At 62.9% G+C, this 20,493-nt stretch carries 18 protein-coding genes and 1 riboswitch; of the genes, 11 read left to right on the forward strand and 7 right to left on the reverse strand.

Annotated features, from left to right (window positions below; all coding sequences use genetic code 11):
* Positions 1 to 48: 48 nt before the first annotated feature.
* Positions 49 to 1,674 carry a fumarate hydratase gene (locus tag AC6CDK_RS02070; RefSeq protein WP_192905105.1) on the reverse strand — a complete coding sequence of 542 codons (1,626 nt, stop codon included), beginning with the start codon at positions 1,672 to 1,674 and terminating at the stop codon, positions 49 to 51.
* 384 nt (positions 1,675 to 2,058) lie between these two features.
* Here AC6CDK_RS02070 and AC6CDK_RS02075 point away from each other — a divergent pair, with 384 nt between their 5' ends.
* Positions 2,059 to 2,238, forward strand: coding sequence for an SAP domain-containing protein (locus AC6CDK_RS02075; protein ID WP_039645940.1), 180 nt, complete (start codon positions 2,059 to 2,061; stop codon positions 2,236 to 2,238).
* Positions 2,239 to 2,284: 46 nt separating this feature from the next.
* On the opposite strand, the gene mutM is transcribed toward AC6CDK_RS02075, so the two are convergent.
* Positions 2,285 to 3,100, reverse strand: a complete 816-nt coding sequence (gene mutM, locus AC6CDK_RS02080; protein ID WP_192905106.1) for a bifunctional DNA-formamidopyrimidine glycosylase/DNA-(apurinic or apyrimidinic site) lyase — start codon at positions 3,098 to 3,100, stop codon at positions 2,285 to 2,287.
* Between the two features lie 131 nt (positions 3,101 to 3,231).
* On the opposite strand from mutM, the gene dnaB reads away from it, so the two are divergent.
* The 4 genes from dnaB to AC6CDK_RS02100 all read left to right on the forward strand — a co-directional run bounded on the left by dnaB (position 3,232) and on the right by AC6CDK_RS02100 (position 7,477).
* On the forward strand, positions 3,232 to 4,602 hold the full coding sequence (dnaB, locus tag AC6CDK_RS02085; RefSeq protein WP_066357723.1) for a replicative DNA helicase: 1,371 nt from the start codon (positions 3,232 to 3,234) through the stop codon (positions 4,600 to 4,602).
* The gene (gene lpxA, locus AC6CDK_RS02090; protein ID WP_039645934.1) at positions 4,592 to 5,401 is read left to right on the forward strand and encodes an acyl-ACP--UDP-N-acetylglucosamine O-acyltransferase; all 810 of its coding nucleotides are present in this window, start codon (positions 4,592 to 4,594) and stop codon (positions 5,399 to 5,401) included. The genes dnaB and lpxA overlap by 11 nt, the downstream gene beginning before the upstream one ends.
* A 92-nt stretch (positions 5,402 to 5,493) precedes the next feature.
* Positions 5,494 to 6,801: an enoyl ACP reductase FabMG family protein gene (locus AC6CDK_RS02095; protein WP_192905107.1), complete on the forward strand. Its 1,308-nt coding sequence runs from the start codon at positions 5,494 to 5,496 to the stop codon at positions 6,799 to 6,801.
* Between the two features lie 158 nt (positions 6,802 to 6,959).
* Positions 6,960 to 7,036, forward strand: a riboswitch (cyclic di-GMP riboswitch).
* A gap of 63 nt (positions 7,037 to 7,099) precedes the next feature.
* Positions 7,100 to 7,477, forward strand: coding sequence for a hypothetical protein (locus AC6CDK_RS02100; RefSeq protein WP_192905108.1), 378 nt, complete (start codon positions 7,100 to 7,102; stop codon positions 7,475 to 7,477).
* Between the two features lie 157 nt (positions 7,478 to 7,634).
* Here the strand turns inward: AC6CDK_RS02100 and AC6CDK_RS02105 are convergent, their stop codons facing one another.
* Genes AC6CDK_RS02105 through dusB form a run of 4 tightly spaced genes read right to left on the reverse strand, consistent with a single transcriptional unit; the run spans position 7,635 to position 11,779 of the window.
* Positions 7,635 to 8,198, reverse strand: coding sequence for a hydrolase (locus AC6CDK_RS02105; RefSeq protein WP_192905109.1), 564 nt, complete (start codon positions 8,196 to 8,198; stop codon positions 7,635 to 7,637).
* A 16-nt stretch (positions 8,199 to 8,214) separates the two neighbouring features.
* Positions 8,215 to 9,660, reverse strand: coding sequence for a nitrogen fixation sigma-54 dependent transcriptional regulator GnfM (gnfM, locus tag AC6CDK_RS02110; RefSeq protein WP_039645924.1), 1,446 nt, complete (start codon positions 9,658 to 9,660; stop codon positions 8,215 to 8,217).
* A 53-nt stretch (positions 9,661 to 9,713) separates the two neighbouring features.
* Positions 9,714 to 10,805: a two-component system sensor histidine kinase NtrB gene (locus AC6CDK_RS02115; protein ID WP_039645922.1), complete on the reverse strand. Its 1,092-nt coding sequence runs from the start codon at positions 10,803 to 10,805 to the stop codon at positions 9,714 to 9,716.
* Positions 10,802 to 11,779 carry a tRNA dihydrouridine synthase DusB gene (dusB, locus tag AC6CDK_RS02120; RefSeq protein ID WP_192905110.1) on the reverse strand — a complete coding sequence of 326 codons (978 nt, stop codon included), beginning with the start codon at positions 11,777 to 11,779 and terminating at the stop codon, positions 10,802 to 10,804. The genes AC6CDK_RS02115 and dusB overlap by 4 nt, the downstream gene beginning before the upstream one ends.
* A 193-nt stretch (positions 11,780 to 11,972) precedes the next feature.
* Here dusB and AC6CDK_RS02125 point away from each other — a divergent pair, with 193 nt between their 5' ends.
* The gene (locus AC6CDK_RS02125; RefSeq protein ID WP_039645918.1) at positions 11,973 to 12,239 is read left to right on the forward strand and encodes a hypothetical protein; all 267 of its coding nucleotides are present in this window, start codon (positions 11,973 to 11,975) and stop codon (positions 12,237 to 12,239) included.
* A 166-nt stretch (positions 12,240 to 12,405) separates the two neighbouring features.
* On the opposite strand, the gene AC6CDK_RS02130 is transcribed toward AC6CDK_RS02125, so the two are convergent.
* Positions 12,406 to 14,058 (reverse strand): HD domain-containing phosphohydrolase, encoded by a 1,653-nt coding sequence (locus AC6CDK_RS02130; RefSeq protein WP_039645916.1) that lies wholly within the window; start codon positions 14,056 to 14,058, stop codon positions 12,406 to 12,408.
* Between the two features lie 143 nt (positions 14,059 to 14,201).
* On the opposite strand from AC6CDK_RS02130, the gene AC6CDK_RS02135 reads away from it, so the two are divergent.
* The 5 genes from AC6CDK_RS02135 (at position 14,202) to AC6CDK_RS02155 (ending at position 20,449) form a co-directional block, all read left to right on the forward strand.
* Positions 14,202 to 14,972 (forward strand): enoyl-ACP reductase FabI, encoded by a 771-nt coding sequence (locus AC6CDK_RS02135; RefSeq protein WP_039645914.1) that lies wholly within the window; start codon positions 14,202 to 14,204, stop codon positions 14,970 to 14,972.
* 57 nt (positions 14,973 to 15,029) lie between these two features.
* Positions 15,030 to 16,697, forward strand: coding sequence for a GTPase HflX (gene hflX / locus AC6CDK_RS02140; RefSeq protein ID WP_039645912.1), 1,668 nt, complete (start codon positions 15,030 to 15,032; stop codon positions 16,695 to 16,697).
* A 144-nt stretch (positions 16,698 to 16,841) separates the two neighbouring features.
* Entirely contained in the window at positions 16,842 to 18,362 is a 1,521-nt protein-coding gene (locus AC6CDK_RS02145; protein WP_192905111.1) for a lytic transglycosylase domain-containing protein, read from the forward strand.
* A 48-nt stretch (positions 18,363 to 18,410) separates the two neighbouring features.
* The gene (locus AC6CDK_RS02150; protein ID WP_039645908.1) at positions 18,411 to 19,139 is read left to right on the forward strand and encodes a tetratricopeptide repeat protein; all 729 of its coding nucleotides are present in this window, start codon (positions 18,411 to 18,413) and stop codon (positions 19,137 to 19,139) included.
* Positions 19,140 to 19,234: 95 nt separating this feature from the next.
* Complete coding sequence (locus AC6CDK_RS02155; protein ID WP_192905112.1) at positions 19,235 to 20,449, forward strand: DUF401 family protein; 1,215 nt, start codon at positions 19,235 to 19,237, stop codon at positions 20,447 to 20,449.
* The last annotated feature ends 44 nt before the right edge of the window (positions 20,450 to 20,493 follow it).

Consider the following 20,493-nt stretch of genomic DNA (forward strand, 5'->3'; position numbering starts at 1 on the left):
AAAACGCCCCCGGCCGCAGGAGGCCGGGGGCGTGGTGGGCTTCAGTGCTTACAGACCCAGTTGCTTGAAGAAGTCGTTCCCCTTGTCGTCCACAAGGATGAAGGCCGGGAAGTTTTCCACTTCAATCTTCCAGACCGCTTCCATCCCCAGTTCAGGGAAGTCGATGCACTCCACCTTCTTGATGTTCTCCTCGGCCAGAACCGCGGCCGGGCCGCCGATGGAGCCCAGGTAGAACCCGCCGTACTTCTGGCAGGCATCGGTCACCTGCTGGCTGCGGTTCCCCTTGGCGATCATGATCATGGATGCGCCCTTGGACTGGAGGAGATCGACGTAGGAGTCCATCCGGCCGGCGGTGGTGGGGCCGAAGGAGCCGGAGGGCTTGCCGGCCGGGGTCTTGGCCGGTCCCGCGTAGTAGATCGGGTGGTTGAGCAGGTACTCGGGCACCGGCTTGCCGGCGTCGATGATCTCCTTGAACTTGGCGTGGGCGATGTCGCGGCCCACCACGATGGTACCGTTCAGGAGCAGCGGCGTTGCAACCGGGTACTTGCTGAGCTCGGCGAGGATTTCCTTCATGGGGCGGTTCAGGTCGATCTTGACGCCGTGCTCGTGCTTGCCGCGGTACTGCTCGGGGATGAGGCGGCCCGGATTGCGGTCGAGCTCTTCCACGAAGAGGCCGTCCCTGGTGATCTTCGCCTTGATGTTGCGGTCGGCGGAGCAGGAGACCGCCATCCCCACGGGGCAGGAAGCGCCGTGGCGCGGAAGCCGGATGACCCGGACGTCGTGGGCGAAGTACTTGCCGCCGAACTGGGCGCCGATGCCGAGCTTGTAGGCGGCCTGGAGCAGCTTCTCCTCCAGCTCCACATCGCGGAACGCCTGGCCGTGCTCATTCCCCTGGGTGGGGAGCGCGTCCAGGTACTTGGCCGAGGCAAGCTTGACGGTCTTCATGCACTGGTCGGCGGAGCAGCCGCCCACGACCACGGCGATGTGGTAGGGCGGGCAGGCGGCGGTGCCCAGGTACTTCATCTTGTCCACGAGGAACTTTTCAAGCTTCTCGGGGGTGAGCAGCGCCTTGGTCTCCTGGAAAAGCATGGTCTTGTTGGCGGAGCCCCCGCCTTTGGCCATGAAGAGGAACTTGTAGGCATCGCCGTCCACGGCCTGGATCTCGACCTGGGCCGGGAGGTTCGTGCCGGTGTTGATCTCGTCGTACATGTTGAGGGCAACGGTCTGGGAGTAGCGGAGGTTCTCCTCGGTGTAGGTCTTGTAGACCCCCTTGGAGAGATACTCCTCGTCCTTGCCGCCGGTCCAGACCTGCTGGCCCTTCTTGGCGATGACGGTGGCGGTGCCGGTGTCCTGGCAGATGGGAAGCTCGAAGTTGGCGGAGATCTCGGCGTTGCGCAGGAAGGCGAGGGCCACGCCCTTGTCGTTCATGGACGCTTCCGGGTCGCGCAGGATCTTCGCTACTGCCTCGTTGTGCTCGGGGCGCAGCAGGAAGGATACATCGCGCATCGCCTCGTTGGCGAGGATGGACAGCGCCTCGGGGCAGACCCGCAGCACTTCCTTGCCGGCGAACTGCTCGACCGTGACGTGCTTCTCGGATCCCTCGATCTTGCGGTACTTCGTCTCATCTTTGCCGAGGGGGAAAGGGTCCTGGTAGACGAACGGCTTGGTGGACATCGCGTGCTCTCCTTTCGATCATGGGCTGACGGCCGGGAATGCAGGGTCGGGCGGGAATCGTCATGCGCCCCGGGCCATGTGGTCCGCGTAAGTGTATACAGTATACGGCGGGATTTTATTGAAAAATTCTCAGTTTGTCGAGCAAGAAAGTGCAAGGGAGTAAAATGCGGAATTTTTCATGAAACAATTAAATGTTTTTTCAGATGTGACGATAAGGTTTCCCAGGAGATCGACGCCCTGCCCGCGAAACAGGGGGCGCTGAGCCGCGGTTGCAGCGGACTGATTTCCTGATATCGTTATCACGTTGTGATGGTGCCGCAATACACGGCTGGTATTGTGATGTAATGCGGTGAAAACAACATGCCCATGGGGAGGATGAGAGTGATGAACATGCAGCAAGTCAAAGAGATTGCCAAGCAGCGGGGGATCAAGGCCGGCTCCATGAAAAAGGCGGAACTCGTCCGGGCGATCCAGTCGGATGAAGGGAACGACGCGTGTTACGGGACCGGCCGCGCCGACTCGTGCGGCCAGGACGGCTGTCTCTGGCGCGACGACTGTAACTGACCGTCCGCCCGTTGCGTCCCGGCCGAGCCGGCGCAGCCGGTGGTGCTCATTTCTGGCAGAGGGGGCAGAACCAGGTGGAGCGGTTGCCGAGCCGGGTCCGGGCGATGGGAGTGCCGCAGGCCGTGCAGACTTTGCCGGTTCGCCCGTAGACGGCCAGATCGATGCGGAAATACCCCGAAGGGACCTCGGCCGCGATGAATTCGTGGAGGGTGGCGTTTCCTTCGGCAATGGCGTCGCGCAGCACATCCTCGACGGCGGTTGCCAACGTGGCGCAGTCTTCCTCAGAGAGTGACCCCGCGGCGCGTTCGGGATGGATGCGCGCCCGGAACAGGGCTTCGTTGGCGTAGATGTTCCCCACGCCGACCACGATCCGGTTGTCCATGAGCAGAAGCTTGATGGCGGTATTCCGCTTCCGGCTGCGCGCGAAGAGATAGCTCCCATTGAACAGGGGTGGGAAGGGCTCCGGCCCCAGTTGTGCCAGCAGCGGGTGGGCAAGGGGGTCGCTGCCGGTCCAGAGGACGAGTCCGAATTTGCGCGGATCCCTGAAGCGGAGGGTGCGGCCGTCGTCCAGGACCAGGTCCAGGTGGTCGTACTTTCCCGGCGGACTGCCGGCCGGAGCGACCCGGAGCGTGCCGGTCATCCCCAGGTGGATGATGGCCGTGCCGTCGCCGCAGCGCAAGAGGAGATACTTGGCCCGACGCTCCACCCCCTCGATGACCTTGCCGGTGAGCCGCTCGCCCAACTCGGGGGGGATCGGCAACCGCAGCTTGGCTGCCCGGGCCGTGACCGCCGTCACCCGCCGTCCGGTCACATGGGGCGCTATCCCCCGCAGGGTTGTCTCCACTTCCGGCAACTCCGGCATGTACCCTCCCGTTGCTTCGCATTATTCCGGCGCGCCGCCGGCCCGGTCAAAACGGTTGACCCGGACCGGCGGCGCGGGGTATAGTACCCCTTCCTCCGACTCACATCCAGCGTTTCTTCCCAAGGCAGGTCATGTCCGCGGTCGATCTGAGAAAAGTTCCCCCCCAGAGCATTGAGGCCGAGATGTCGATTCTCGGCGGCGTGCTCCTCGATAACGAGGCGATCAACCGCTGTCTGGAGTTGATCGAGGCCGACGATTTCTATCGCGAGTCCCACCGCAAGATATTCAGGGCCATGATCGACCTGTCCAACCGGAGCGAGCCCTGCGACCTGATCACCCTCACGGACATGCTCAAGCGCAAGGGAGAGCTGGATGAGGTGGGGGGCGGCGCCTATCTCGCCACCCTGGTGGACTATGTCCCCACTGCCGCCAACATCGCCTACTACTGCCGGATCGTGAAGGAAAAGTCGGTCACCAGGCGCCTCATCACCGCCGCCACCGACATCGTCACCCGCGGCTATGACGAGGAGACCACGGTGGACGAGCTTCTGGACGGCGCCCAGAAGACCATCTTCGAGATTTCCGAGAACAAGCTCCGCCCCGCCTTCACCCCGGTGGGCACCATCCTCAAGGATACCTTCAAAAGGATCGAGACCCTCTACGAAAAGAAAGAGCACGTAACCGGCGTTCCCACCGGGTTCTACGATCTGGACAAGATGACTGCCGGTTTCCAGCCGGGCGATCTCATCATCATTGCCGGCCGTCCCTCCATGGGCAAGACGGCCTTTTCCCTCAATATCGCCCAGTATGCCGCGGCCCATGCCGATTCGCCCCTGCCCGTGGCCGTGTTCTCCCTGGAGATGAGCAAGGAATCCCTGGTCATGCGTCTGCTCTGCTCCGAGTCGCGAGTGGATGCCAGCCGCCTGCGGACCGGCCACCTGGTGGACACCGACTGGCACAAGCTGACCCACGGGGCCGACAAGCTTGCCAAGGCCCGGCTCTACATCGACGATACCCCGGCCATTCCGGTGCTGGAGATGCGGGCCAAGGCCCGGCGTCTCAAGGCGGAGAACGGCCTCGGCATGATCGTGGTGGACTATCTCCAGCTCATGCGCGGCTCCAGCCAGGAGTCACGCCAGCAGGAGATCTCGGAAATCTCCCGCTCCCTCAAGGCCCTGGCCAAGGAGCTGGAGGTGCCGGTGGTGGCGCTCTCCCAGCTCAACCGGAGCCTGGAAAGCCGCACCGACAAGCGCCCCATGATGAGTGACCTGCGGGAATCGGGGGCCATCGAGCAGGACGCCGACGTGATCATGTTCGTGTATCGCGACGCCGTCTACTGCGATGATTGCAAGAAGCGCGACGGCTCCTGCACCAAGGGGCACGAGAAGGACGCCGAGATCATCATCGGCAAGCAGCGTAACGGCCCCATAGGCTCCGTCAACCTGCTGTTCAACGGCGAATTCACCAAGTTCGAGAATCTGGAGAAGCATCATGACTACTAACATTCATCCGACCGCCCACATAAGCCCCTCCGCCACCATTGCCGCCGGCGTGGAAATCGGCCCCAACGTCATCGTGGGGGACCACTCCTCCATCGGCGCCGGCACCAGGGTGATGGCCAACGCCGTCATCGGCCCCTGGACGCAGATCGGCGAGAACAACACTATCCACTACGGTGCCATCGTCGGCCACGATCCCCAGGACTTCGGCTACAAGGGGGAGGAGAGCTGGACCATCATCGGCAACGGCAACATGATTCGCGAGCACGTCACCATTCACCGGGGGAACCGTCCCGGCACCAAAACGGTGGTCGGCGACAACAACCTCTTGATGGTAAACTCCCACGTGGGGCACAACTGCGTGCTCGGCAACAACATCATCCTGGTCAACGGCGTGCTGCTGGCAGGCCACGTGGTGGTGGAGGACCGGGCCATCATCTCCGGCAACAGCGTTGTGCACCAGTTCTGCCGCATCGGTACCTTTGCCATGATGCGGGGGCTGTCCCGCACGTCCCGCGACGTGCCTCCCTTCTGCATCATGGACGACACCCATACGGTGAAGGCCCTGAACCTGGTGGGCCTCAAGCGCAACGGTTTCGACCAGTCCCGCGTCCGGGCGCTCAAAAATGCCTTCAAGCTCCTGTTCCTCTCGGGTCTCAACATGCAGAACGCCCTGGCAGAGGTGGAGCGCTCCCTCCACATCACCGACGATGTCCGCTACCTCATTGACTTCATCAAGTCGGCCAAGCGCGGCGTCTGTTTCGGTCGCGGCCTGATCGTGGATGTGGAGGATAAGGAGTAGCGTGCCGCCCGCTCTGCAGCCCGGCTCATCCTCCGGAACCGGCCGGCCCCGGTGGCCGGCCGTCAGTACCATTACGAATCGAGGAATCAATCATGACCACATACACTCCGCTCCGTGACGTTCCCGCCGCTGCCGGCTATGGCCCCGGCGATGTTTTCGTCCTCTTCGGCGAGCTGTTCGGCCGCGGCTACGCCAACGGCATCGTTGACGAGGCCCGGAAGGCCGGCATGACCATTGTCGGCGCCACGGTGGGCCGCCGCGACAACAACGGGCCGGTGCGCCCCCTTACTGCCGAAGAGTTGGCCGAAGCCGAGGCGAACCTGGGGGGAAAGATCATTAATGTCCCGCTGGAAGCCGGTTTCGATCTGGAGCCTGCCGGCGATGGGCTCACCCCGGTCGACCGGCTCAAGGGGGTGAAGCCCGAGACCGTAGCCACAACCGCCCTTGACATGGCCGCCATCGAAGAGTCGCGCCGGAAGGGGCTCGCCCGCTTCCGGAGCAACCTGGCCGAGTTCGCGCGGGAACTCGACGGGCTCGTCCCGGCGGGGGCCAATCTCCTGATCGTGCACACCATGGCCGGTGGCATTCCCCGCGCCCGGACCCTCATGCCGCTTCTCAACCGCGTGTTCAAGGGCCAGGGAGACCGCTTCCTCCCCTCGGAGCTCTTTTGGAACTCCGACGTGGGGCGGCTGTGCAGCCTGTCCTTCGACGAGGTGACCGCCGACACCTTCGGTGCCCTTGTGGATGCCACCGCTCCGCTGCGGGCGCGGGCGGAAGGCGCCGGCGCCAGGGTTTCCTACGCAGCCTACGGCTACCATGGCTGCGAGGTGCTCGTCGGCGGCGAGTACCGGTGGCAATCCTACACCCCCTATCTGCAGGGGTGGGCCAAGATCCGCCTTGAGGAATGGGCCTGCCGGGCCTGGCAGCAGGGTGTCAAGGCCACGGTCTACAATTCGCCGGAGATCCAGACGAATTCCAGCGCCCTGTTCCTCGGGGTGGAACTTTCCCTGTATCCGCTGCTGGACGCCCTTGTGCGGGAAGGTGGCTCCTCCGCGGCAGCCGGCATCCGCGCCGCGTGCCAGGCGCTGCTCAAGGAAGGGGAAACCATGGACGCCGTGTTGGCCCAGGCCGATGCCTACCTTGCTTCGCCGGTTCTGGCATCCTTCGGCAAGCTGGAAGAGTGGCCCCGCCATAACACGCCGGAGCAGGCCGCCCTGATGCTCACCGCGTCGGACGCGCTCATGGCCATGAACGCCGATCCCAGGAGCATCGTCTGCGCAGAGCTTTCCAAGTCGGTCTTCCAGGCGGTGGGGCGCCTCATGTTCGATCATTCCTGGGTGCCCCAGGCTCCGGTGCTGTGGCTCAATCACGACGTGATTGCACGGAGGCTTGCCGCCTGATCGCGACCTTTTTCGTCATCGGACGACGGAAAAGGTCACCGCACGGTCGTTTCGATTCGTCGCGCGCTCTCTTTAATGGTGGGTTTCAAAAGGGGAACAGTAGCGTTACTTGGGTGGTATGCGGTTTGCATTACACATGCAAACCGCATATTGTTGATACACGACAATACTAAACCATCCGCGAGGGTGGGACGGAAAGCCCACAGGGTCTCTCTGAGACAGCCGGGATGCCGAAATGTCAGCACGACGACGTTCGGCCCCGGCTTGTTCTTTATCCGGTGCCGGAAGGAGACGAGCAATGGGAGTTTTTCGGGAGTATTGTCGCAGATGGGGCACGGCCGTTGGTGCGGCCGTACTGTTCGTTGTGGCTGTTGCGGCGACGCCGGTACTGGCGGACTCGATTCCCGCCTACCTCGCATCGGCCGCCGGCCATGATTCATCGGCCATCGTTTCTTCCCCTCCCGCCTCACCCGTCTCCCGATCTGATGCCACCTTTTTCAGCATATCAGCCAGCCCCGCCGGCGATGTGACGCTCAACTGCGGCGGCGTTCCCATCGAAATCGGCTACGCTGACCTGGCACCCCATGACGAAATCCGCGAGCAGAGCCAGCGGATTTCCCGGCAGTTGGACCCGCTCATCAACGGGTTCTCCGTCAAGGTAACCTTCCTCTTTTAACCCATTCTCCCGTTCTGGTGCCCCCTCGTCCTACCCTCCTGGGAGAGGGGGCTTTTTTATTCCCCGAATCCGTGATGCCGGGAAGCCCGGCGCATTCAACAATAAAAAAAGGCCGTCCCCTTCGGACGGCCCATGGGTGGCGTGCGATAGCGATCCGCTAGCGCACCAGTTTCGACAGTTTCTTGAACTCATCGGTGCCGGCCACGCGGAGGAGCTGGAACAGGGCCGTTTCAGTGGATGTGATGACCGCGCCGGCGTCCCGCGCCACTTCCATGCCCACGAACCAGTTTTCCTTGCGGCGGCTCATGATGGCATCCCGCACCAGGTGGACGTGGTAGCCCCGCTCCAGGAGCTCGATAACCGTCTGGAGCACGCAGACATGGGTTTCCATGCCGGTGATGATGACCTGCTTGCGTCCCAGTGCCGCGAGACGGTTCAGGAACGCTTCGTCGCCGCAGCAACTGAAGGTCATCTTCTCGCAGGCGTCTCCCCCGATCTTCTCCTTCAGGACCGGAAGGGTGCAGCCGAGGCCTTTCGCATACTGTTCAGTGGCAACCACCGGCATGCCGAGCTCCTGGGCGGCCTCCAGCAGAATGCCGGTATTCTTCGTGAGGCGTTCCAGAACCTCCGGGTCCATGGCCGCGCAGAGCTTTTCCTGCACGTCGATGACCACGAGCACTGCCTGCTGCCGGTCGAGGAAGAATTTCTCCATAATTTTCATCAGATGCTTCCTCCTTTCAGTCTTTTCTCAGTTCGATCCCCAGCTCCTGGATCTTCTTGCGCAGCGTATTGCGGTTGATGCCGAGGATCTCCGCCCCTTTCACCTGGTTGCCCCGGGTCTTTTCCAGGACGAAGCGGATGAGGGGGCGCTCGACCTGCTTGAGGACAAGGTTGTAGATATCCCCGCTCTCCATTTTGTCCAGCTTGGTAAGGCTCGCCCGCAGCTTCATGTCCACCAGTGCCTCCAGGGAGAGATCGTCCGCCGCGGGTGCTTCGCCTGCTGCCTGGCGGGAACACAACCCCGGGAAGTCGGAGGTGATGAGGAGCGGATCCGACGAGAGGATCACCGCCCGCTTGATGGTGTTCTCCAATTCCCGCACATTGCCCGGCCAGTTGTGGGTGGTGAGGAGCGCCATGGCTTCGGGGGAGCATTTCTTTGATGAAACCTCCAGTTCCGCGCAGGCGTTCTGGAGGAAATACGCCACCAGGAGGGGCACGTCTTCCTTTCGCTCCCTCAGCGGCACCAGTTGGATCGGCACCACGTTGAGCCGGTAGAAGAGGTCCTCCCGGAACTGCTTCTTGCGGACCAGTTCCTCCAGGTTCTGGTTGGTGGCCGCCACGATCCGCACGTCCACTGCGATGTTCTGGCTGCCGCCGGTGCGGGTCACTTCCTTCTCCTGGAGCACCCGCAGGATCTTGGCCTGGAGGTCGAGGGGCATGTCGCCGATCTCGTCAAGAAAGATGGTGCCGCCGTTGGCCTGCTCGAACTTGCCCAGCTTGCGCTCGACCGCGCCGGTGAACGCCCCCTTTTCGAAACCGAAGAGTTCGCTTTCCAGCAGTTCTTTGGGAATGGCGGCGCAGTTGAGGGCGATGAACGGCTTGCCGATTCGCTTGGAGTTGAAGTGGATGGCCCGGGCGATGAGCTCCTTGCCGGTTCCCGACTCCCCCTGGACGAGAACGGTCACGTCGCTGGGGGCAACCTTGCCGATGGTCTTGTAGACCTCCCGCATGGCAGGAGAATTGCCGATGACGGTTTTCTCCAGGTGGTAGCGCTCTTTCAGCTCTTCCCGCAGGATGGTCATCTGGGAGGTGATCTCCCGGGCCTTGTTCACCTTTTCGATGATGGCATCGATCACGTCCAGGTCAAAGGGCTTGGTTATGTAGTCGTAGGCCCCCCGCTTCATGGCTTCCACGGCGTTTTTCATGCTCGCCTCGGCGGTCATGATCACCATGAGGAGATCGTGCTTGAGCTCCCGCACCTTGTCGAGCAGTTCCAGCCCGGTGAACCCGGGCATCTTGATGTCCAGGATGGCCAGGTCGTACTCGTTGGACTGGACCAGGCGCAAAGCTTCCTCCCCGTCGCGGGCGAGGTCCACGGTGAATCCCTTTTTGCGCAGGGCCTTCGAGAGGACCCAGCGCATGCTCTCTTCGTCGTCGGCAACCAATATGCGGTTCAGTACCATTGCAGACCTCGAACTGTGGATATGGGGGTGAACATGCAAGGGAACGTTCCCGGCTACTGAATCAGAGGGAGCATCACCGTGAAGGTGGTGCCCTTGCCGGGGGCCGATTCCACCTTGATCATCCCCCGATGCTCAGTCACGATTTTCTGGCAGATGGCCAGCCCCAGACCCGTTCCCTTGGCTTTGGTGGTGAAAAAGGGGGTGAAGAGCTGTCCAAGTCGCTCCGGCGGGATGCCGGGGCCGTTGTCGGCCACGTCGATGGCCACCATCCGCGAACGCCGCTCACCCTTCTGGGTCATGGAGTAGTCGGATATCACCCGGCTGGCGACCCGGACGCAACCGTCGTCACCCACGGCTTCGACCGCATTCCTCACGAGGTTCAGGAAGAGCTGGGTCAGCATTCCCTCGTCGGCAAGTATGGGCGGGATGCTGGGATCGAACTGCTGCTGGAAGGCGACGTTCTTCCCTTCGGTCGAGCGCTTCTGGAGCGTGAGGATGTCGCCGATGACCTTGTGGAGGTTCACCTTGCCCAGTTGCAGCCCCCGGGGCGAGGCAAGGGCCAGCAGTTCCTCGACGATCCGATTGACCCGCTCCACCTCCTTGAGCATGATCCGGACGTTGTCGCGCAGCTCGCTGTCGGCGGGCAGCTCCAGCTCCAGGAGCTGGGCCGCTCCCTTGATGCCCCCCAGGGGGTTTTTGATCTCGTGGGCCAGCCCCGCTGCCAGGGTCCCCAGGGTTGAGAGCCGGTCGGCGTTGCGGACGGCATTTTCCAGTTCCCGAATGCTGGTGATGTCGCGCACCACCAGGATAGTCCCGATGGTTTCGCCATGGGGGAGCATGAGGGGGAAGGTGGTTGCCGAAACCGGCGTCAGTTGTTTCAGTTTCCGGATGACGATGTTTTCGTGGTCGGATATGGTCATGCCGCTGGCAGCGGTCTTGCCGACCATTTCCCGCAGTACCGACTCCCGATGGAAGACCAGGTCAAAGCGATGTCCCAGGGCCTGCCGTCGCGAAATGCCGGTGATCTCCTCCGCAGCGGGGTTCATGAGGGCGATCCGTCCGTCCAGGTCGATGACGATGACGCCGTCGCCGACACTGTCGATCACGGTGCCAATGAATTCCTCTTTCTTTTCTTCGGGGGTCATGGCGCCTCCGCGGCCGTGAAAAAGCGGCTCACCGCCTCCATCAGGGCGCCATTGCCCTCAATCTCGTTGATTTCCTTCCGGAACTGCGCCGCACCGGGGAGTCCGTGGGAGTACCAGCCCAGGTGCTTGCGCATCTCCCGCGCGGCTACCCGTTCGCCGGCCATTTCCATGAACAGGGCCAGATGCCTCCGGGCCACTGCCAATCGTTCGGCCGGGGAGGCGACCGACGGCTCGCGGCCGGCCATCAGGTCCAGGGCCTGCCTGAAGATCCACGGATTTCCCAATGCGCCGCGGGCGATCATGATCCCGTCGCAGCCGGTCCGGTCGAGCATGGCGGCCACGTCGGCCGCGCTGAACAGGTCGCCGCTGCCGATGACCGGTATGGCGACGGCCCGCTTCAGTTCGGCGAGCTTCGTCCAGTCGGCCGTGCCTTCGAACATCTGCGCCCTGCTCCGGGGATGGAGCGTAACGGCATCGCATCCCTCCTCCTCGGCAATCCGGGCTATCTGGAGAAAATTGGCGTCTTCGCAGCTCCACCCGCTCCTGATCTTCACGGTCAGCGGCAGCCGCGTGGCCCGCCGGACGGCCCTGACAAGGGCCCGCACCTTGTCCGGCTCTCGCATGAGGGCGCTCCCGGCGCCGGTCCCCACCACCTTCTTCACGGGGCATCCCATGTTGATGTCGATGAGGTCCCCGTATTCCTCCACCATGGCCGCCACCCGGCCCATGACGTCCGGATCGTCGCCGAAAAGCTGGATGCCGAGGGGGCGATCTTCAGGCACGCTCCGCAGGAGCTCGAAGCTCTTTTTGCCTTCCCGGACGAGTCCGTTCACACTCACCATCTCGGTGAAGCAAAGACCTGCCCCCTGCTCGCGGGCCAGAAGGCGGAAGGGAAGGTTGGTTATCCCGGCCATGGGGGCGAGGATGAGGTTGTTTCCCAGGGTCAGGGAGCCTATGGCAAGAGAACGGATCATGTGTTGACGGTTGTATGAGCCTGTTGCTTAAAATTTAGGCATGGTAGCATGGGGCAGGAAAAACGCAAGCATTTTTTTGGTGTTGCGCCGGCGTCGCCGAGGGGGCAGCCCTCCGGCGTGATTGACTTTTAAGGGGGTGAGGGGTACCCTGCGACGGGAATGAGATCGCTCAACAGCGCCCAGGGAGCGGAAGATGGAAATTTTCGGCGGCATGATGGTTATGATGGCGATTCTCGGCCTGTTCGTGGTGGCCGTCTGGCTGGTGCTCCCCTTTGCGGTCTTTGCGGTCAAGGCGAAGATGGAACGGGCGCTGGATCTTCTCGAGTCGGTGGAGCAGCGCCTCGGCCGCGTGGAAGAACGTCTTGCGCGGCTGGAAGAAGCGCGTGGCGCCCGCGAGCCGGCGAGTGCCACCCCTGCCGCCCCGCCGGAGGAGACTGGGCAGGAATCCGTCCGCCCCTGATCGCTGCCTCACATCTTCTGCTCACGCCATTTGAATGCCCCTCCACAGCCCCGCCGCGCCTGCGGCACCACCCGGGCAGCCCTGCCATATCCGTCGTAACATCCGGGCACTCCCTGTTACGAGTGGCCCCTGGCCGTTGCCCGCCGCGGTTCTCCTTACCGCTCCTTTAGGCGACCTCCCAGAGCGCCCCGGGCGTGGTGCCGCCGCCCCTGCCCATCACCCGCTTGACGTACCTGCCGAAGCACTCGACCACGGCCGGATCGAACTGGCTGCCGGCGCCGGCGCGAAGCTCTTCCAGGGCTTCCGGGAGGGTGCAGGCTTGTTTATAGGGCCGCTCCGACACCATGGCGTCGAAGGAGTCAGCCACCGCTACGATGCGCGCCCCCAGGGGGATGTGGTCGCCGGTGAGCCCCTCGGGATAGCCCGAGCCGTCCAGCCGCTCGTGGTGGTAGAGGATAATGGGAAGCACTTCCTTTAACTGGTCAATGGGAGCCAGGATGGCAACCCCCTTTTCCGGGTGAAGCCTCATGGGGGGGAATTCGTCCTCCGAGAGGAGCGCCGGCTTCTCCAGAAGCGCCTCGATGACACCGATCTTGCCGATATCGTGCAGCAGCCCCCCGAGCCGGATCCGTTCCACGTCCTGTTCCGAAAGACCCATCTCCTTGGCGATGCGGGTCGAGATGTGCATGACCCGTTCCGAGTGCCCCTTGGTCCAGGGGCTCTTGGCATCGATGGCATTGGCCAGGCTGGACACGGTGTTGAAGAACAGGCTCCGCATGTCTTCGTAAAGCCGGGCGTTTTCCAGTGCCACCGCCATCTGGGATGCGATCTTCTCGATGGTGAACGTTTCGCCCCGGGCGAACGTGCCGGGTTCCGTGTCGCCCAACAGCAGCACCCCCTTGACCTGGTCGCGCGACATGAGGGGAATGGCCAGGAGCGACCGGATACCGGCGGTCAGGAGGGTCCGGGAGACGGTGCCGGGCTTCCTGGCGTCGGCCAGGTCGGCGATGCTCGCGCTGCGGCCGGTGCGGAAGGCGGTCCAGGCGGTACAGCCCGCCAGCGAAAGGGGCGCGCCGGGGCGGAGGGGGGCGGGGATTTCAAGTCCCGAGGCATGGGACGACATGACCGTGAGCCCCCCTCCTTCAGCCTGGAGGATCGCCACGAGCTCGCAGCCGGTGATCCGCTCCACCTGTGTCATGGCCGTCTCCATGATCCTCTCCCGCGAGAGGGAGGAGGAGATGGCCTTGTTGATTTCGTCGATGGTGAGGATCACGTCGATGCGCCCCGCCAGGTCCAGGGCCATGTCCAGGGACTCGTCAAAGAGCTGCATGTGGGAAACCACCAGTGCCGCGTGGGAAACCAGATCGCGGATGATGGCGGTTTCAGCGGCGGAAAAGGGAGGGAGCTCGCGGGTGCGGGCCATGACCACGGCACCGATGACCTGGGTCCTGACCACCATGGGGACCGCCAGCACGCAGAGGTTGCGGAGGAGTTTCCGGAGCTTCGGGGTGAGCAGGTCCGAGGAGCCGGGGTCCGTGAGCATCAGGTGCTGCCGTTTGCGAAGCATGCCTTTCAGGAGAGGGATCTTGTCCGGCGCCAGCGGCATCTCGCGAAACACGGGAACGAAACGGGCCGGGAGCCCCGTGCTGCGGGCCGGGGCGAAATCCCTCCGTTCGCGGTCAAAGAAATAGACGGCGATCCATCGGGTTTTGACGAGCTTGCGCAGGAGGCGGGAGAGAGCTTTGATTACCTCGTCCACGTCGGCAAGACCGCTCAAACGCTCGCTTCCCTCCAAGAGTTCGGTGTAGGTGCCGGTCATGGCGTCCTCCCCATCCACACTTGTATCATAAAATCGCCATATGTCTTGCCAACGATGGGGTTTTTTTGTATTACTATCCCCCTGTACCGAGCCGAGCGGACTGCTCGGCACAGTCGACAGCATTAGGTGGGAGGAATGGATTCATGGGTCTATTGACGGGCAAGAAGGCGATCGTATTCGGCATCGCCAACGAGAAAAGCATCGCGTGGGCCATTGCGCAGGCGTTCCGGCGGGAAGGCGCCGACCTGGCGGTCACCTATGCCAACGAAACCCTGGCCAAGCGGGTGATTCCGCTCGCCGAAAGCGTCGGGGCGAGCCTTGTTCTTCCCTGCGATGTTCGCGATGACGATGACATCAAGGCGGTCTTCGCCCGGGTCGAGCGTTCGTGGGGAGGGCTCGACACCCTTGTTCATTCGGTGGCTTTTGCCAACAAGGACGAACTGAAGGGGTCCTTTCTCAACACCAGCCGGGAAGGCTTTTCCCTCGCCATGGACATCAGCGCCTATTCCCTCGTCGCCCTGGCCAAGGGAGCCCATCCCCTCCTGAAAGAGCGGCAGGGGAGCATCATCACGCTTTCCTACTATGGCGGACAGAAGGTGTTCCCGAACTATAACGTCATGGGGGTCGCCAAGGCGGCCCTGGAGATGAGCGTCAGGTACCTTGCCGAGGCCGTCGGTCCCGACGGCATCCGGGTCAACGCCATCTCTGCCGGTCCCCTGAAAACCCTCGCCGCAGCGGGGGTGGGCGGCTTCAACCAGATCGCCGGCCACGTGGCCGAAAAAGCGCCCCTCCGCCGCAATATCAGCCAGGACGAGGTGGCCGGCGCGGCCCTCTATCTGGCCAGCGATCTGTCGAGCGGAGTGACCGGGGAAGTGCACTTCGTCGACAGCGGGTATAATATCATAGGGCTTTGACCAACGGGGCCGCTGCCGGCCAAGGAGTTTTCAATCAAACATCTGCACGGCAACCTCATGGGGCTCAAGCCGAGCCAGGTGGCGGCCCTTGAACGGCTCTACCGGCGCAAGGTACCGCCCGACGAACTGATCACCCCAGAACTGGCGGCCCGGATGGTGGACATCACCCGGGACATCCGCCGGCGGGTGGGAATTCTCGTCAACCGCCACGGCTCAGTCGAGTATGTCATTATCGGCGATGAACGGGAGCTCTTCATCCCCGACCTGTCCGACTATCCCCTGGGCCGGCGGCTCCTGCGGGGGCTCCGCTACATCCACACTCACCTGAGAGGCGGTTCCTTTTCCGAGGACGACCTCACCGACCTGGCGCTCCTGCGCTTCGACCTCATGGCGGTCATCCAGGTCCACGATGACGACCGCCGGCTCGCCATCCAGACCGCGTCGCTCAATCCCTCCGATGACAGTGCCCATCCCTACCGCGTGGAGGCAGCCGAGCCATTGGCCGCCCACCGGATGGATTTCGGCGCCTTCATTTCGACCCTCGAGCGTTCTCTGGAAAAGGCCGTTGCCACCGAGTCCCGGGAAGTCGCTGCTGGTCAGGAGCGGGCCATCCTCATCTCGGTCACGAAGCAGCCCCGGGAGGAGGCCGAGGATTCCATGGACGAGCTTCGGGAATTGGCCCGCACCGCCGGCGTGGCAGTTCTCGATGCCGTGATCCAGCGTCCCCGCCAGTTCAATCCCCGCTACCTGATGGGGGAGGGCAAGACGCGGGAGGTCCTGATTCGGGCGCTCCAGCTCGGGGCGACGCTTCTCATCTTCGATCAGGAGCTCTCCCCGGCCCAGGTCCGTTCCATCTCGGCCCTGACCGAACTCAAGGTCATCGACCGGAGCCAGCTCATTCTCGACATATTCGCCCGCCGGGCCACGAGCCTCGACGGCAAAGTCCAGGTGGAGCTTGCCCAGCTCAAGTATATCCTGCCGCGCCTCACGGGGCGGGGGGTGCAGATGTCGCGCCTGATGGGGGGGATCGGCGGCCGGGGGCCCGGCGAGACCAAGCTGGAGATCGACCGCCGCCGCATCAGGGACCGCATCGCCAAGCTGGAGCGGGAGCTGGAGGAGCTTTCCCGGGGTCGCCAGCAGCGGCGCCAGAAGCGGGTGCGGGCCGGCCTTCCCATCGTTTCCATCGTGGGTTACACCAATGCGGGGAAGTCGACCCTGCTCAACGCCCTGACCAAGAGCGACGTCTTTACCGAAAACCTCCTTTTCGCCACCCTCGATACCTCAACCCGCAGGCTCCGTTTCCCCCGGGAGCGCGAGGTCATCATCACCGATACGGTCGGCTTCATCCGCTCCCTGCCCGCGTCTTTGCTGGGGGCATTCAAGGCGACCCTGGAAGAGCTCCAGGACGCGGATCTCCTCCTTCACCTGGTGGACTGCTCCAATCCCCGCATGGAGGAGCAGATCGGACAGGTGGGAAAGATCCTTGAAGAGCTTAAGCTCGGCGACAAACCGCGCCTGGTGGTGTTCAACAAGGGAGACCTGGTGCCCGAGCTGAAGCGGAAGAGTCCCCTGGCATTCATGAAAATCCGCCAGTTGGCCCGCCGCCATGGGGCCATCACCATCAGCGCCGTGGACCGTTCGAGCCTTGAACCGCTCCTGCTGGAGATGGAGCGGCGTTTCTGGCCCGACGAGGCAGGGCCGGATGCGCCGCCCGACCTCTCCTGAGCCGAAACGCCTGTCCCTTCAACCGGTTATCACCCAAAAACCTCCTAATCTTGACAGGTTGGTGAAATACGACTATACTGCCGCATCCGGCATGGCCCGGACTTCCCACATTATTCCCTCGCGAAAGTGCGCGGAAGGGCTCCCATGAATCGATCTTTTTTCCTGCTGGCCATAGTCCTGCTGTTCACACCCATTGCCCAGGCATCCGATTTCCACGCGAACCCCCTTCGGGAGTTGGCCTCTCTGGGGAACGGTTCGTTGCAGGCCGATCTGTCGGGAGTGTTGCCCCGCGTGGGAGCGGCGCGGTCCAAGGCTGCCCCCCTTGCCGAGGGGCGCCGGGCGAATCCGCTGGAGCCGGCCATGGGAGAGCTCATCGTCGTGGAGGACGAGGCATCCCCGGTCGATGACTTCGAACTGCAGCTCCCCGGCCAGGACCTCCCCGAGTCGGACATCCCGCTTGCCCTTAACGGCAAGGTAGAGTACTTCATTACCTATTTCCAGACCTCCGGCCGCAAGTCCTTTTCCCGCTGGCTTTCCCGCTCCGAACGATACATCCCCATGATGCGCGAGGTTCTCAGGAAGGAAGGGCTTCCCGAGGACCTGGTCTACCTGGCCATGATCGAGAGCGGCTTCACCCCCCACGCCGTCTCCGTGGCGAGCGCCGTGGGGCCCTGGCAGTTCATCTCGGGCACGGGCAAGCGCTATGACCTGAGGATCGACCAGTGGATCGACGAACGGCGCGACCCCCTCAAGTCGACCGTGGCCGCCGCCATGTACCTGAAGGAGCTTTACTCCCTCTTCAACCAGGACTGGTATCTGGCCGCGGCAGGCTATAACGCCGGCGAAAACAAGATCCTGCGCGCCATCGACAAATACAACACGCGGGACTTCTGGGAGATATCCAAGGGGTCGTACCTCAAGCGGGAGACCAAGGATTACGTGCCCAAGCTCCTGGCCGCCGCCATCATCGCAAAGGAGCCGGCCCGCTACGGTTTCGCCGATGTGGCGTATCTTCCCCCCGTCGAATTCGACTCCGTTGCCATCCCTTCGCGCACCGACCTGGACCTGGTGGCCAAGCTCTGCGAGGTGGACGTCAAGACCATCAAGGATCTGAATCCGGAACTGCGCCGCTGGTGCACCCCCCCCGACTATCCCGACTACGAGCTCAAAATCCCCAAGGGAAAGCGAAAATCCTTTGATGAGGCGTACGCCCAGATTCCCCCTGACCAGCGCTACATCGAGCGGATCGTGTACAGCCGCTACCGGGTGAAGAAAAGGGATACCCTGCAGGCGATCGCGCGGCGCTACGGCACCAGCGCCGGGGCTCTGGCCGAGGTGAACAAGCTGAAGCCGACCTCGAATATCCGGGGCCGCACCCTGCTGGTGCCGGTGCCGGCAGCACCGGAGGATACTGCGGAAAGGGCCGTTGCCAAGGCGTCGCCGCAGAAGGACCAGTCCCGCGAATTCAACAAGTACTACACGGTCAAAAGGGGCGACACCGTGGCCTCACTGTCGAAGAAATTCAATATTTCCCAACGGATTCTGGCCGCGTGGAACAACTTGAAGGGCAAAATGGCCCTTCACCCCGGCAAGCGGATCATCGTCGCCAAGTATGTGGAGAAAAAAGGGGCGATGGTGCCGGTAGACGGCGGAGAGAACAGCTAATACTCGCCATCCCTCACTGCACACACGAATGAAAGGACTTCATCTGCAATGTACAACTTCCTGATTTCCGGCGCGATCGCCCTTATCGCCATTGTCGTCGTCATCCTCGCCGCCGGCACTTCGGCCTGGTGGTGGGCCATCCTGGTGGGGCTGGCACTGTTCGGCGGCTCATTCCTCCTCATCTCTCGCGTGGTCATGAAAAAGGTTCTGGCCCTCATGGAGAGCGCATCCCGGGATATCCAGGCCCAGCGGGTGGAAAAAGCGATCCGCGACCTGAAAGAGGGCCTCCGCTACTCCCGCTGGCAGATTTACGTGGAGGGGCAGATCAACGCCCAGATCGGCATCATCTACTACCTGAAACGGGATTTCTCCGGCGCGTTCCCCTATCTTGAGAAGGCCTTCACCAAAAACTGGGTTGCCATGGCCATGCTCGCCATCACCTACATGAAGCGGAACAAGCGGGACAAAATGAAGGAGACCTTTGAGAAGGCGGTCCAGTGGAGCCCCAAGGAGTCGCTGCTCTGGAGCGTATATGCCTACTGCTGGACCGAATGCGAGGACATGGGACAGGCCAGGGAAGTCCTGGAGCGGGGCCTCAAGAAGATCCCGGGCGACGACAAGCTGACCGCCAGCCTTGAGGCGCTCAAGGAAGGGAAGAAGATGAAGATGAAGAACTACGGCGAGATGTGGCTCCAGTTTCACCTGGAGCGCCAGAGCGTCGTCATGAAGCAACAGGCGGCCGCCATGGGGATGAAGCGGCGGTTCATCCGGAAATAGGCGGCGTCCTCGGACGCATTGCAGTACGAAAAGGGGCGGCTCCGTCCCTTTTTTCATTCGCGGGCAGGTAACCCAAGCCTCTTTCCGGGCCGGACATGAACGATCTCCTCAGAACCCTCGTCGTCCTCGTCGTGGTGGTCTTCCTGCTGCGGCGCACGATGCACCTGGGACTCGTGATGCTCATCGGAGCGGCGACCCTGGCGCTTCTCTATCTGACGCCGCCGCTCGATTTCCTCGCCGGGGCCTGGGTGGCGCTGGCCTCTCCCAATGCGCTGGAGATGACGGCTACCCTCATTTTCACCATGATCATGGAGAATATTCTCCGCTCCACCGGTACCCTGAAGCGGATGGTGGAAAGCCTGTCCGAGGTCTTCCCCGACGCCCGGTTCATCATGGCGTCCATGCCGGCAATGATCGGAATGCTGCCCTCTCCGGGCGGGGCGGTCTTTTCGGCGCCCATGGTGAGCGAGGCCGCGTCCCGCCTGTCGATCCCCGCCGACCAGAAGGCGTTCGTCAACTACTGGTATCGCCATATCTGGGAATACGTCTCCCCCCTCTATCCCGGCATTATTCTCGTGGCCGGACTGGCGCACATCCCCTATCAGAAGATCGTCCTGGCGAACCTTCCCTATGCCCTGTCGGTGGTGCTCTGGGGGGGTGTGTTCGCCTTCGCGGGGGTTGGCCCGACTCCGGCCGGCAGCAGCACGTCAGTGGGGCGGGGGAAGGCGCTGCGGATGTTTCTCGCTGCCGTGTCGCCCATTATGGCAGCCCTGGTCCTGGTGGTGGTCTTCCGGGTGAATCCGGTCCCGGCCATGGGTGGTGTGACCGTGCTCATGTACCTGGCCCACCGGTATTCGCCGGCCGCCATTGTCCGGTCGCTCAGGGAGAGCATATCGCCCAAGGCCATGACCCTCGTCTTCGGGATCATGATCTTTCAGGAGACTCTGCGTCTGACCGGGGCACTGGACGGCATCTCGCGCTTTTTCGCCGAGAGCGGCCTGCCGGCAGTGCTCATCATCACGGTCATTCCATTCCTCGCGGGGGTTATGACCGGCCTCACCGTGGCCTTCGTGGGGATCACCTTTCCGATTCTCATGCCGCTGATGGGGGGCGATGCCCCGTCTTTGGGGCTGCTTTCGCTTGCGTTCGGAAGCGGGTTTACCGGGGTCATGATCTCGCCGGTCCATCTGTGTCTCGTCCTGACGCGCGAGTATTTCGGGGCGGATATGTCCAGAGTCTATCACAGGTTGTGGATTCCTCAGGCCCTTGTGCTTGCGGCCGCCATGGTGCCGGTGTATATTTTCCAATGATTCAACACGCGACACTGCCGCCCGTTGCTGATGTTCGTCGCGGC

It is taken from the genome of Geobacter sp. PheSNFMC (assembly GCF_059620965.1).